Annotated in this window: 13 protein-coding genes and 2 riboswitches; of the genes, 8 read left to right on the forward strand and 5 right to left on the reverse strand. The window is 61.2% G+C overall.

The features are described 5' to 3' along the window. Positions 1 to 10: 10 nt before the first annotated feature. Positions 11 to 766 carry an urea amidolyase associated protein UAAP1 gene (locus C9I57_RS15720; protein ID WP_107151584.1) on the reverse strand — a complete coding sequence of 252 codons (756 nt, stop codon included), beginning with the start codon at positions 764 to 766 and terminating at the stop codon, positions 11 to 13. Positions 767 to 822: 56 nt separating this feature from the next. Next, positions 823 to 956, reverse strand: a riboswitch (guanidine-I (ykkC/yxkD leader). 451 nt (positions 957 to 1,407) lie between these two features. Continuing rightward, positions 1,408 to 1,532: riboswitch (guanidine-I (ykkC/yxkD leader) on the forward strand. A gap of 123 nt (positions 1,533 to 1,655) precedes the next feature. Between C9I57_RS15720 and C9I57_RS15730 the strand changes: the two genes are divergently transcribed. The 4 genes from C9I57_RS15730 to C9I57_RS15745 all read left to right on the forward strand — a co-directional run bounded on the left by C9I57_RS15730 (position 1,656) and on the right by C9I57_RS15745 (position 5,768). Further along, a complete protein-coding gene (locus tag C9I57_RS15730; RefSeq protein WP_107151586.1) occupies positions 1,656 to 2,675 on the forward strand; it encodes an ABC transporter substrate-binding protein in 1,020 nt (339 codons plus the stop codon). Between the two features lie 41 nt (positions 2,676 to 2,716). Further along, the gene (locus C9I57_RS15735) at positions 2,717 to 3,907 is read left to right on the forward strand and encodes a porin (protein WP_107151587.1); all 1,191 of its coding nucleotides are present in this window, start codon (positions 2,717 to 2,719) and stop codon (positions 3,905 to 3,907) included. A gap of 263 nt (positions 3,908 to 4,170) precedes the next feature. Further along, entirely contained in the window at positions 4,171 to 4,743 is a 573-nt protein-coding gene (locus tag C9I57_RS15740; RefSeq protein ID WP_107151588.1) for a YbhB/YbcL family Raf kinase inhibitor-like protein, read from the forward strand. A gap of 26 nt (positions 4,744 to 4,769) precedes the next feature. Next, positions 4,770 to 5,768, forward strand: coding sequence for a bestrophin family protein (locus C9I57_RS15745; protein WP_107151589.1), 999 nt, complete (start codon positions 4,770 to 4,772; stop codon positions 5,766 to 5,768). A 97-nt stretch (positions 5,769 to 5,865) separates the two neighbouring features. On the opposite strand, the gene C9I57_RS15750 is transcribed toward C9I57_RS15745, so the two are convergent. The 3 genes from C9I57_RS15750 to C9I57_RS15760 form a co-directional block, all read right to left on the reverse strand. Next, complete coding sequence (locus C9I57_RS15750) at positions 5,866 to 6,879, reverse strand: LysR family transcriptional regulator (protein WP_107151590.1); 1,014 nt, start codon at positions 6,877 to 6,879, stop codon at positions 5,866 to 5,868. A 78-nt stretch (positions 6,880 to 6,957) separates the two neighbouring features. Then, entirely contained in the window at positions 6,958 to 7,839 is an 882-nt protein-coding gene (locus tag C9I57_RS15755; RefSeq protein ID WP_107151591.1) for an RNA polymerase sigma-70 factor, read from the reverse strand. A 28-nt stretch (positions 7,840 to 7,867) separates the two neighbouring features. After that, the gene (locus tag C9I57_RS15760) at positions 7,868 to 8,407 is read right to left on the reverse strand and encodes a class I SAM-dependent methyltransferase (protein ID WP_258187663.1); all 540 of its coding nucleotides are present in this window, start codon (positions 8,405 to 8,407) and stop codon (positions 7,868 to 7,870) included. Between the two features lie 204 nt (positions 8,408 to 8,611). On the opposite strand from C9I57_RS15760, the gene C9I57_RS33255 reads away from it, so the two are divergent. The 3 genes from C9I57_RS33255 to acuI are packed head-to-tail and all read left to right on the forward strand — an operon-like array spanning position 8,612 to position 10,557. Then, positions 8,612 to 8,746, forward strand: a complete 135-nt coding sequence (locus C9I57_RS33255; RefSeq protein ID WP_258187664.1) for a hypothetical protein — start codon at positions 8,612 to 8,614, stop codon at positions 8,744 to 8,746. Positions 8,747 to 8,760: 14 nt separating this feature from the next. Then, positions 8,761 to 9,528, forward strand: a complete 768-nt coding sequence (locus tag C9I57_RS15765; RefSeq protein ID WP_107151593.1) for an SDR family oxidoreductase — start codon at positions 8,761 to 8,763, stop codon at positions 9,526 to 9,528. A 45-nt stretch (positions 9,529 to 9,573) separates the two neighbouring features. Next, positions 9,574 to 10,557: an acrylyl-CoA reductase (NADPH) gene (gene acuI, locus C9I57_RS15770; RefSeq protein ID WP_107151731.1), complete on the forward strand. Its 984-nt coding sequence runs from the start codon at positions 9,574 to 9,576 to the stop codon at positions 10,555 to 10,557. Between the two features lie 32 nt (positions 10,558 to 10,589). On the opposite strand, the gene C9I57_RS15775 is transcribed toward acuI, so the two are convergent. Then, positions 10,590 to 11,723, reverse strand: a complete 1,134-nt coding sequence (locus C9I57_RS15775) for a lactonase family protein (RefSeq protein ID WP_107151594.1) — start codon at positions 11,721 to 11,723, stop codon at positions 10,590 to 10,592. A gap of 154 nt (positions 11,724 to 11,877) precedes the next feature. Here C9I57_RS15775 and C9I57_RS15780 point away from each other — a divergent pair, with 154 nt between their 5' ends. Further along, the gene (locus C9I57_RS15780) at positions 11,878 to 12,885 is read left to right on the forward strand and encodes an ABC transporter substrate-binding protein (RefSeq protein WP_107151732.1); all 1,008 of its coding nucleotides are present in this window, start codon (positions 11,878 to 11,880) and stop codon (positions 12,883 to 12,885) included. The last annotated feature ends 18 nt before the right edge of the window (positions 12,886 to 12,903 follow it).

The raw sequence follows: 12,903 nt of genomic DNA on the forward strand, positions 1-12,903 counted from the left end.
GCATCCCCCCTCAGGCGAACAAGCGCTCGGTATTGATGAAGCCGCGTTCGTTCTCGGCGCACGAGGAGCGGCACGGGTCGTCCGAAGGGACACTGGCATCGGCGGCATAAGCGCGATACGCGATGAGCTTGACGGACTTCGGCTGGTAGCGGACCGCCGGGTCCAGTGGATGCGGCGCCGCTGAAAACGCCACGAGCGTATTCATCTCGAAGCGCAAGTCGAATGCGTCACTCGCTCGCGAGTGACCCGAGACGAATTCGAGCGAACCATCGTCCGACACCGCCAGCTTGCTGAAGAAGTTCACGTTCGCGACGAGGTCTCGACTGCCGAGGCCATGCTTCGCGATTTCTACGAGAAGACTGTCGCGGCCGTTGCGCATCATCGCGTTTCGATGCTCCTGGTAACGCGCGACGCCGTATTTGGCCTCGAAGAGCGCGGCGTCCCCAACGCCTCCCAGCGGGTCGTGCCAGCCGAGCGTGTCGGCTGTCACCGATGCCATCACGCGTCCCATATCCGAATAGAGGACGAACCCGCGCGTTAAATGCGCGGTGTGCTGGGCCTTCAGCGTATCGGCCATGTTGTAGCGCTCGAGCGGGTCTTCCTGCCGGTAGAACACCGCCGAGAGGTTGGCCCCGCCCTCGAGATCGACGATGCGCAAGGCGAGGCCGCGCCGCATGATCCCTGACCAGTGGGTGCCCGTCGGAATGACCGCTTCCCACAACGGCTGCGGGATCGGCGGAAGATCGACATGTGGATTCGACGACATGGAGGCTCCTGTTATCGGTGGAAATCAGCATGAGAGGGGCGACTGAAAACATCGCGACCTCCCGGGCTTTTATCCCTCCGTGGAGCCTCGCCGATGCCTTCGAAGAGAAGGGGAGCGGCAAGACCGGATTGCTCTCGGACCAGACGTCGCGTGCGCTTGCAGAGCGACCGGAACCCTAGCGATCCTGAAGATGATGCAAATTGCTTCGCACCTCTCGCGGGCCATAGAAGCGAGGAGCGTGCCAATGTGCGCTCAGCACGAGTGAATCTGTGAACGAGCGATGTGTGAGCAGGACCGGAGCGCCGATCACCGCTTCGAGCGCAGGATGTTCGCGCAAACGATGAACGGCGCACGCACAGAAAGGCGGAACGCCATGCACCACCAACATGTATGACGGCCCTGTTTCGGGGCATCGGATGCTGGACGGCATGAAAGCGCTGCAGTCGCGAGACATGCTCGATTGCGCCTTCGGTCCATGATGCCCAAACACGCAGTTGCTTTCCCGCCCAATCGAAGATGGCCGTTCTCGATCGATTCGGCGCCTTGGATAAGAAGCGGTTTTGACGCATGCAAAGAAGGAGAGCCTCGACTTGGCATGGTTCTCGCAGATCGGCGCCGCGAGAGGTGCGGCAGTGTCGCATCTTTAGGGATGCTAGGGTTCCGGTTCGCGAGAACGTCTGGTCCGAGAGCAGCCGGTGTGTCGATGCGTTTTGGCGTTTGCCGATTCGCGTGCCGCACTACACGGCGGGACAAAAGCCCGGGAGATTGGCGATAGCGGCCGCTATCGTGCCTCTCTCCGGCTGGCTTCTGGCGTTCCTACCCGCTCCGAACCGGCCATTGCGGCGCACGCCGCATCAATCGTCAACTCACCGGCCTACTGGAGCCCACGATGGCAACAATCCAACGCGTCCTGTCCCGTCTCACACCGTCGCTGCGCCGTGCGCTGATGCGCCTCGCCGCTACGCTTACGATCGCGACTTTCGGTTTTCCCGCCTATGCCCAGGCGCCGCTGCGCATCGGCTATAGCGACTGGCCCGGTTGGGTGGCCTTCCAGGTCGGCATCGACAAGGGATGGTTCAAAGAGGCGGGCGTGAACGTCGACTTCGAATGGTTCGATTACTCGGCTTCACTCGATGCGTTCGCGGCCGGCAAGCTCGACGCCGTCGGCGCGACCAATGGCGATGCACTCGTCACGGCGGCAAGCGGCGCGAAGAACATCATGGCGCTCGTCACCGACTATTCGAGCGGCAATGACGTAATCGTCGCGAAGCCCGGCATCAAGTCGATCGATGCGTTGAAGGGCAGGAAGATCGGCGTCGAGGTCGGTCTGGTCGACCATCTGCTGCTCGACAGCGCGCTCGAGAAGCACAAGCTCAAGGAGTCCGATGTCACGCTCGTCAATGCAAAGACGAACGAACTGCCTCAGGTGCTGGCATCGTCCGGCGATATTGCCGCCGTCGCGGCATGGCAGCCGAACGCGGGGCAGGCGTTGAAACGAGTCCCGGGCTCGCGGCCGATCTACACGTCGGCCGATGCACCCGGCCTTATCTATGATGTCATTGCGATCAACCCGACGAGCCTTGCGACACGCAAGGCGGACTGGGACAAGGTGATCAAGGTCTGGTACCGCTGCGTCGCCTATATCAACGATCCGAAAACACAGCCCGATGCAGTCAAGATCATGGCCGCGCGCGTTGGGTTGACGCCCGAGCAATACCTTCCGTTGCTGAAGGGCACGCATCTGCTCGATCTCGCATCCGCGAAGAAGGTTTACGCAAAGGGCGACGGCCTGGATTCGCTCTACGGCTCGAGCATGAACGCGGACAAATTCAATGTGCGCAACAGCGTCTATAAGCAAGCGCAAGACGTCAGCTCGTACATCGATCCCTCGCTCACTAACGCGCAGTAACTCCCTTTCGTTTGCTAGACATATCTATGGAGCGTACGCCTATGAAAAAGTCGTTGCTGGCTGCAGCAATTTCCGGGGTGCTCGCGACTGCCGCGCAGGCGCAAAGCAGCGTTACCCTCTACGGGCTCATCGATACGGGGCTCGTCTATACGAACAATCAGGTCGGTGCAAACGGCCAAGGGCACCGAAATTGGCAGGAAAACAGCAGCTCGACGCAGAACACGGTGTTCGGGCTCAAAGGATCGGAGGACCTCGGCGGCGGCAACCACGCGGTGTTCAAGCTCGAGCAGGGCTTCAATCTCAACAACGGCACTCAGGCGTTCCCCGGTGACGGCTTCGGTTCGCAGGCCTGGGTCGGACTGGAGAACGACAAGTACGGGACGCTCACGCTGGGCCGCCAGTTCGATGTCGTCAACGATCTGCTCGGACCGTTGTCCGCGGAAGCCAATACGTGGGGTGGCAGCATCGCCGCGCATCCGTTCGAGAACGACAATCTTGCCGCGGACTCGGTCGTCGTCAACAACACCGTCAAATACGCGAGCCCGACGCTTTTTGGCGTGACCGGTGAAGCGATGTACTCGTTCAGCAACAAGGCGGGCGCTTTCGCCAACAACCGCGCTTATGGCTTCGCCCTTTCGTACGCGCAGGGTCCGGTCAACGTGGCGGCCGGGTACTTGCAGTTCAACAATGCGGGCGGCGGTGCGCTCGGTACGAATGCGAACGGCGCGATCTCACTTTCCGACGGGAGCACGAACTTCGTCGCAGCACGCCAGCGGATCTGGGGCGTCGGCGGCAATTACACGTTCGGACCCGCGACGGTCGGCCTCGTCTGGAGCCATACCCAAATCGATCAGGCGGTCGACGTCTTCTCATTCGGCAGCGGTTACCTCGTGAGTGGAGGTGCCGGCGTGGGTACCCTGGCGGGCACATTGCGAATGGACAACTACGAAGTGAACGCAAAATACGCGCTGACGCCGGCATTGTCCGTGTCGGGCGCCTACACTTTTACGGCTGGGGCCTACAACGGTTCATCGCCTGACTGGAACACCGCGATGCTTCAAACCGATTACTCGCTGAGCAAGCGCACCGATGTCTACCTCGAAGGGGTCTATCAGCACGTTCACGGCGCACCAGCCAACTCGGTGCTGGCTCACGCGATGATCAACACGCTGTCGCCCTCGTCGACCGGCACGCAGGTGGCCGTGACAGTCGGGCTGCGCCATACGTTCTGAGGCGCGGCGAGTCGTGGCTGGGCCGATCCGTCATCGGATCGGCCTAGCTTTGATCCGCGTCTCGCAACGTTGAACGAACTCCAGAGACGCAAGCCGATTGTTGTTTTCGCGACAACACGGTGAACCCCTTCGCGGTGATACCGGCGTTCGACGTCCATACCTACAATCCGTTCCGACGATGGTCGCGCAAGGCGATCCTCCCAACGTCGATCAGGCGCATCCATCGATCTCAACATCTTGGGTAAGTCGCAACGGAGCTCACTATGGGCCTCAACGTCGTTTTGCGAGCAGCTCTCTGCTCTGCAGCACTTTTGGCGATCGTGCCCGCGATCGCTCTTGCCGAGCGCTTTTCCGTGCAGGTCGACGACCTGGATCGCGGACAGTTCATGAACGAACAGGTCTACGGCGGATTTGGATGTCACGGCGCCAACGTATCGCCCCGCATCTCATGGTCCCATGTTCCTCGCGGGGCGAAAAGCATTGTCGTCACGATCTACGACCCGGATGCGCCGACGGGTGGACTCGGCTGGACGCATTGGGAAGTCGCCAACATTCCCGCGTCGGATACGTCGATCGAGAAGGGCGCCTCGGGCAACCCGAAGCTGTTGCCTGCGGGCGCCGTCGAAACGTTGACGGACTTCGGCGATTCCAGGTACGGCGGACCTTGCCCGCCCGAAGGCGAGTCGCATCGATACGTCGTCACTGCATCGGCGCTCGCTGTCCCGAGTATCGATGTGAAGGCGGCATCGAGTCCGGCGCTCGTCGCTTATCAGATGCATGGAAAGGTCATCGCGCAAGCGCACTACGTCGCGACGTATCACCGGCCGGCGGACTGATCGGCGAATCGGTGGCGGGAATCGACATGCACCTTGGCAAATCCTATAGGTTGTCCGAGTTCCTGGTCTGGACGCGGCGGCAAATCTACGCGCTCGTCATTTGCGGCTCGATACCCGTCATCCTGTTCAAGTTCTGCGCGATGACCTGGCTATCCGTGCCGTTGACGATCGTCGTACTGCTCGGCACCGCCACATCGTTTATCGTCGGCTTCAAGAACGCGCAGACATACAATCGGGCAATGGAGGCGCAAGACGTCTGGACCGGCATACTTGGCGCGAGCCGTAGATGGGGGCAACTGGCGCGCGATTTTCTCCGCGAAGAAGACACCCGCCGCGATCTGATCTATCGACATCTCGCCTGGCTCACTGCACTGCGTTACGAGTTGCGCCGCCCGCGCGTTTGGGAAAGCATGAGCAGGCGGTTCAATGCTGAGTACAGCCGTCACTACCGGGTACCGGAATGGGAGAAGGGTCTTGGTGAAATTCTGCCGAACTACCTGTCTGCACGGGAGACTGAACGGGTGTTGGGTTGCGCTTCAGCGGCGACGATCCTATTGAGCACCCAGGGTGCATTCCTCTCGGAACTCCATGCTACCGGGCATCTGAATTCAGCGTTCTATCTGGAGCTTCAACGAGCACTTGGCGATTTCATTGCGCTTCAGGCGAAAGCGGAGCGCCTGAAGAATTTCCCTTATCCGCGCCAATACGCGACCGTCAGTGCGCTGTTCGTGCGATTTTTCTGTTTGCTTTTCCCGTTCGGGTTGCTGCACGAGTTCGATCGGTTGAATGACGGTGTGAGCGGTTTCATGCATGGAAATATGATCTGGCTCGCCGTGCCGTGCAGCGTCGCGGTCTCGTGGATGTACACATCGCTCGAGCAGGTCGGGGAAAGCACCGAAAATCCGTTCGAGGGTGGGGCAAACGATGTGCCGATTTCGACGATGTGCGCCTTGATCGAGCGTGATCTCCGATCGATGCTGGGTGAGACGACCGAGGATCCGGCGCGGGAGACTATTGCGCTGTAAAGGCGGCCGCTCACAGCTGGCTGCGCGATTTCCGGCTCGGCGCGAGCGACATCTCGTCGTCGCTTTTCGGTCGATCGAGTCCCCAATTGCCGGAATATCAGGCAGCCGGCGCCTGCTCAATCGACTGCAACTTAGTCATTTCGGTAGGACACTGAAGGTCGAGCGCTCTCGTATGCTCGGTCATATAGTCGATGAACACGCGGATGCGGGCGGGAAGCAGCTTGCGACTCAGATAGCAGAGGTAGTGACCGCCATCGTCGGGTGCATGTTGCATCAGGCAGCTGACGAGGCGTCCGTCACGCAGAAGATCGCGCACCTGATAGGCGGGCAACTGGGCAAGTCCCAGTCCGTCGAGCACCGCCTGCACAACCAGATCGGGATCGTTGAATGTATGGCTCGCAATGGGCTGGCGCCGCTGTGCGAGACCATCGACTTTGAATTCCCACTCTTTGACGCGGCCGGACGCCGTCAACAGGTTGATGCACCGATGCCCGTCCAACTCGCCGATGTGGCGCGGCAATCCGTGGAGGTGCGCATAGGCGGGCGACGCGCAAACGATCGTCTGCATCGGAATGAGCCGGCGTGCAACGATGCCGCTGTCTTCGATGCGTCCGTCGCGAAACGACGCGTCGACGCGATCGGCGGCGAAGTCCGCGGGCCGGTCGTTCAGCAATAGTTCCAGAGAGATCTCGGGATATCGCGCGTGAAAGCCCCGCAAAAGCGGCGCGACGATTTTACGGCCAAAGCCTTGCGTCGAGGCGATGCGCAGATGGCCCCGGGGCGGCCCATTGCGCAGCTCCCGCATGTCTTCCAGGGCTTGTGCGATGCGAGCCAGGCCCGGCTGGCAGTTTTCATAGAAAAGCTCGCCCTCGCGCGTCAATGAGGTGCTGCGCGTCGTACGCACGAACAGGCGCGCATCGAGCTGCGCCTCGAGTTTCTGCACGTTGCGGCTAACGGACGAGCGACCGATGCCGAGGCGGTCACCCGCGCGTGCAAAGCTCCCTTCGTTGGCAACGGCCAGGAATGATATGACGCCGGCGTAACTGGTCGCAAAGCTGCTTGCCAGCGGATCGTCGATGCCGCTCGGGAGGCGCGATGAGTAGTCTGACATGGAAGCGGAGTCGTAAAGTGCCTGCTTCCTAGACGTATTGGCACGATCGTCTGTGACGCGATACGTGAAAATTTTCGGTCAACCATTGCCGTGCGCGGCCGCGATGCGTGCGAGCTTATCGGGGTTGCGCTGAATTTGTACGGCAACGATGCGAGCCCCGTCGGTTTCGAACGACTGTGCCGATTCGAGTTGGCCTTCGATAAAGCGCAGGAGCGCCCACTGACCGTTGAGCAGTACCAGCTCGTGGCGCAATTGACTGCCGAAGCGCAACGACGACGCGTAGAAAAGTTGCGCGATGCGTCGGCCGCCCACCAAGGGTTTCGGGAAGCTCTGAACTTTGCCGCCGCCATCGCCGAGCAAAATGGCGTCTTCGGATAGAAACGCGTTGATCGAGGGGAAGTCGCCGCGCTCTAGTGCCTGCACGAATGCCTGCAAGAGGCGCCGATGTGTATCGCGAGCAATCGTGTAGCGTGGCCGTTCGTCGCGCAATTGTGCTTTTGCACGGCTGACCAGTTGACGGCACGCCGCTTCGCTTTTGCCGATGGCATGCGCCACTTCCGCGTAGTCGGCGTCGAAGACCTCGCGCAGCAGGAAGGCGGCGCGCGCCTCGGGCGTCAGCCGCTCGAGCAGCAACAGGAAAGCCACCGAGACGTCGTCGGCACGTTCTTTGGCCTCTTCCGGGGTAGTGGGCGAGCCCGTCATCTCGGGCTCGGGCAGCCAGATACCCGTATAGTGCTCGCGTTGGACTTTGGCGGCGCGCAGGCGGTCGATGGATATCCGTGTGGTGACCGAAACCAGCCATGCCTCCGCGTTGTCGATCGCTTCCCGGTCCGCTGCATGCCAGCGCAGCCAGACGTCCTGCACGATGTCTTCGGCCTCGGCGACAGACGCGAGCATTCGATAAGCGATCTTCTGCAATCGTGGGCGGAGCCCGTTGAAGACGAGTGCGTCGTCATCCATGAAAACACTTCCTTATGTTGCTTCACACCTACACGAGCGCGTACGTTTGATAGAGGCGCCCCTGGCCGGGATCGGTGTATGCGTCCAACAACCGCAGTCCCTGTTTCTCGAAGGCCCCGGCCAGATCGCTTCCGGTAAATGCACGTTGACGAAATTGAAAGCGATGCGAATGGATTTCGCTTCCTCTATCTTCAGCGATTGTGAGCGTTGTCAGAAAGACGCCGTTGCTCTTCGAAAGATGCTGCGTTTCGACGGTATGGGTACAGCGAGTATGCGCATGGAACCATTCGCCGCGCCCGTTGAAATAGTTGGTCGCGTGGATTGTGTCGCTATCGTAGGCATCGATCAGGAGACGGGCGGTCGGCCTTCTGACGAGGGTTGACCGCAGCGCTTGCGCCGCGCACTCGACCGAAATGTCGTCCAGGAGATAGGCGGTGACGGCACCGAGCGCTACCACCGTATCGAAGCGTTCGAAGAAAGGAAGATGCCGGATATCGCCCAGTACCGCCGGCAGCCCCGATAACACCTGCCGGCCGAGCATCAGCATATCCGCATCGAGGTCGAGCAAGACCCACGATGCATCGGCCCACGGCTTGGCGAGCTCGAAGTAGCTGCCGATCCACAGAACGTTGGTCGTTGACTGCATAACCCCTCGCAACGGCGCCGTGGCTACCCGGCGGACGGACCACGCGCGGTAGTAGGCGTTCATCAGCGATGCTTGCGTGGATGACGTTGTGAGATCCATACGGCTCGCGAAAGAGGAGATGGGTGGATGGAAGGAGATTCTCTCATCGTTGATGTAGTTTTGCTGCCGTCCGGCAAATCGACCCGCAACGTGCGCGCGGCGCGGCTGCCGGCTTCGCAACAGCCGATCGAGTACCATGTGAGAGATTGCGTCGACGCATAAGAGGAGAGAAGGGCATGACAGATGGAGCGGGAAGGTCAGCAAGAACAGCGATCGTGACGGGCGCGGGCAGCGGGATCGGTCGAGCCGCGGCCACCGCACTGCTGAAAGATGGGTGGAATGTCGCGCTGCTCGGGCGCCGCATCGAGCCGCTCAACGAAGTGGCCGACGATCCAGCTTTTGCCGGGCGCGCGTTCGCCCATTCATGCGACGTGGCGGATGCCTCCGCGGTCGAGCAAGCCTTTGCCACGATCGTCGAACGATTCGGCCGGCTCGATCTTCTTTTCAACAATGCGGGCGTGTCGAATCCGCCCGGACCGTTCGAGGACTGGACCCCCGAGCAATGGCGCACGGTGGTCGACGTCAATCTGAATGGCATGTTCTACTGCATTCAGCAGGCATTCCGTGTCATGCGTTCGCAGCGGCCGATGGGCGGGCGCATCATCAACAATGGCTCGATCTCGGCCAGCGCACCGCGGCCGAATTCGATCGCCTATACGGCCACCAAGCACGCGGTGAAGGGCATGACGAAGTCCGCGTCGCTCGATGGCCGCAAGTATGACATCGCAGTCGGCCAGATCGATGTTGGAAACGCGCGCACGCCGCTCGCCTCGCGAATGGAAAAAGGCGTTCCGCAAGCGAACGGCGAGATTGCAGCCGAGCCGCTGATCGATGTGGACATCGTCGGCCAATCGGTGCTCTATATGGCCAATCTGCCGCTCGAAGCGAATGTGCTTTTTCACACCGTCATGGCGACGAAGATGCCATTCGTGGGGAGAGGGTAGGTCAAGGTTGATGCGTCGTTCTCGTCCAACGAAATGGAGGCGCTCATGTTCAATGCAATCCTCGTCGATAAGAAAGATGATCGTTATGAAGCTGAATGGGTGTCGCTCGACGAATCCCGTCTTCCGCCCGGCGACGTCCTCGTCAATGTCGCCTACAGCACGCTGAACTACAAGGATGCGCTCGCGATCACCGGAAAAGGATCGGTGGTTCGCAGCTTTCCGATGGTCCCCGGCATCGATCTGGCGGGAACGGTCGAGCGCAGCGAGCATCCGGCGTTCGCCGCGGGCGACCAGGTATTGTTGAACGGGTGGGGCATCGGCGAACAACATTGGGGTGGGCTCGCGCAAAAGGCGCGCGTGAGCGGCGAATGGCTGACACCGTTGCCGAAAGGACTTTCGCTGCAACAGACGATGGCGATCGGTACTGCCGGATACACGGCGATGCTCTGCATCATGGCGCTCGAGCGTCACGGGCTCAAGCCGCCGCAGGGCGACGTGCTCGTCACCGGCGCGAACGGCGGCGTGGGCAGTATGGCGATCGCGCTGCTCGCGAAGCTCGGGTACCGCGTCGTCGCATCGACAGGGCGTCTTCAGGAGTCCGACTATCTGCACGGGCTCGGCGCGGCCGAGATCATCGATCGCAATACGCTTTCCCAACCGGGGCGTCCGCTTCAGAAGGAACGTTGGGCAGCGGCGATCGATTCAGTCGGCAGCCATACACTGGCCAATGTCTGCGCGAGCATACGGGCGGACGGCGCCGTTGCGGCATGCGGGCTTGCGCAAGGGCTCGACCTTCCCGCGACCGTCGCGCCGTTCATCTTGCGCGGCGTGAGCCTGCTCGGCGTCAACAGCGTTTACCGCTCCGCGGCGGAGCGCGCCGAAGCGTGGCGGCGGCTTGCGCGCGACCTCGATGCCGCATCGCTCGACGCAATGACGAGAACGATTGGGCTTACCGAGGCGATCGACGCCGCCGGCGATCTGTTGAAAGGCGTGGTGAGAGGCCGCCTCGTCGTCGACGTCAGTCGCTGAAGCACGAGCGTGCGGGGGCACGGCGATGTCGCTCATTTCGTGCGGAACGTCGCGGCCTGAACGCACATCGGCGTGCCAACGCGCACGCTATCGGCTTGCTCCAGCGGAATGCCCGTGCGCGGATCGAGGCGCCACGATGCGAGTAGATCGCTGTCTTGATTCGCCACCAGCAAGAATTTGCCGGATGGCGATAGCGCGATGCTTCGCGGCGTCTTGCCGCCACTCGGGCTGGGCGATGCACCGACGATCCGCCCGCTACCTTCCTCGAGCGCATAGGTGATCACGCTGTCCTCTCCGCGCAAGCTTGCATAGAGCTGGCGACCGTTTGCCGACGCGACGAGGCCGGCGGCAAAGCTTGGCATGGCACCGGCGGGCAGCATGTCCGTGCGTTCGAGCCATCGCAACTCCCCCGTATCGCGGTCATACGCGAGCCGATCGATGGCATTCGCCAGTTCGCAAATCACATAGGCGATCGCTCCGTTCGAATGAAAGGTCAGATGGCGTGGTCCCGAGCCAGGCGCCAACTTCAACGGGGCGGTATTCGCAGGACCGAGCGCGCGGCGTGGCTGGTCGAGACGATAAGTCGTCAACTCATCGGTGCCGAGGTCGGCCACGATGACGAACCGGTTGTCGGGGCTTGGCACGGCACAATGCGCATGCGGGACTGATTGTCGGTCGTCACGTGGCCCGCGACCCTCATGAGTGAACTCGCTCGTCACGGACGTCAGCGTGCCGTCGGCAAGAATCGAAAAACTCGCGACATGCCGCCTCGGCTCGTCGTCGGGACGCTCTCGCGCATAGTTGGCGACCAGGGCGACCTCACCGCGAGCGTCTGTCGCACACCAAGCCGTCAATCTGCCGCGCGTGCGTTGCCTCTGTCCGACGAGCGTCAAGGCGCCGTTTGCCGCATCGATCCGCACCGCGCTAATGAAACCTTCCGGCGAATCAATAAGCTCGCTCGTCGCATAGAGCATCCTTCTCTCCTGGACGACGGCGAGGTAGGTCGGATTGTCGATGTCGGTAAATTCAGCGAGAAAAGACAGCCGTCCTGAGATCTCGTCTAACGAGAACACCGCAATTCCGTTTCCGTTTGCACTTGTGAAATGCGGAATCGGTCGATTGAGGCAGCCTGCGAATACCAATGTGCGGTCTATTCGGTCGTTCATCGTCGTTCGCTCCCTGGGCGGCAGCTCAAACGGCCATTATCTTAGCTTTCTGGAAAACACCTACTTGTATGGTAGTAGGTCATGACGTACGATGCAATGAGCGTTATCGACCAACAAGAGAGAGGAGACGGCGGTGGCCAACAGAACATTCTTCATGCGGCTCGCCGGCATCACGCTGTTTGCATTGAGCGTGGCCGCCAGCGCGAACGTGGCGACGGGCGACACGTCGAAAGCAAAGATCGCGCTATCGAACAGCTATGCGGGCAACACATTCAGGCAGCAGCAGTTGAAAATCTGGGCGCAAGTGGCGGGGCAGGCGAAGAAGGCTGGCCTCATCGCGGACGCGCCGGCATTCACGACAGCCGAGAATCAGGCGACGGAGCAGGCCCAGCAAATCCAGAACCTCGTGCTGCAAGGCTATAAGGCGATCGTCATCAACGCGGCATCGCCGACGGCGCTCAACGGCGCGATCAAGCAAGCATGCGCGGCCGGCGTGGTCGTCGTGTCGTTCGACGGCATCGTCACCGAGCCGTGTGCCTATCGGATCGAGGCCGATTTTCACAAGATGGGCGCGGAGGAAGTCGATTTTCTTGCGAAGAAGCTCGGCGGCAAGGGCAATCTGCTCGAAGTCCGCGGGTTGGCCGGTGTTTCGGTCGACGACGAGATTCATCAGGGCATCGTCGACGAGCTCAAGCAATACCCCGGTATGAAGATCGTCGGCTCGGTCTATGGTCAATGGACGCAGACGGTCGCGCAAAAGGAAGTGGCGGGGATCCTGCCGTCGCTGCCGCCGATCGACGGCGTCGTGACGCAGGGAGGCGACGGATATGGTGTTGCGCAGGCATTTCGTGCCGCAGGCCGGAAGATTCCGACGATCATTCTCGGCAATCGTCAGGAAGAGCTCGCATGGTGGCAACAGCAAGGTATCGACAGCTATCAGACGATGTCGATCGCGGCCGATCCGGGTTCGTCGAGCTTTGCGTTCTGGGCCGCCCAGCAGATTCTCGCCGGTAACAAGCTGCCGCACGAGATGTCGTTGCCGACGCTTACCGTGACCTCGGACTCGCTCGCGAAAGTCTTGCCGAAGACGGCGCCCGGTACGGTGGCCAGCAATGTCTTCACGCGCGAGCAGGTCATCGATATGGTTCAAGGCAAAAAGTAAACCGGCCGATTGCCGATC

It is taken from the genome of Trinickia symbiotica, assembly GCF_003028655.1.
Taxonomy (GTDB): Bacteria; Pseudomonadota; Gammaproteobacteria; order Burkholderiales; family Burkholderiaceae; genus Trinickia; species Trinickia symbiotica_A.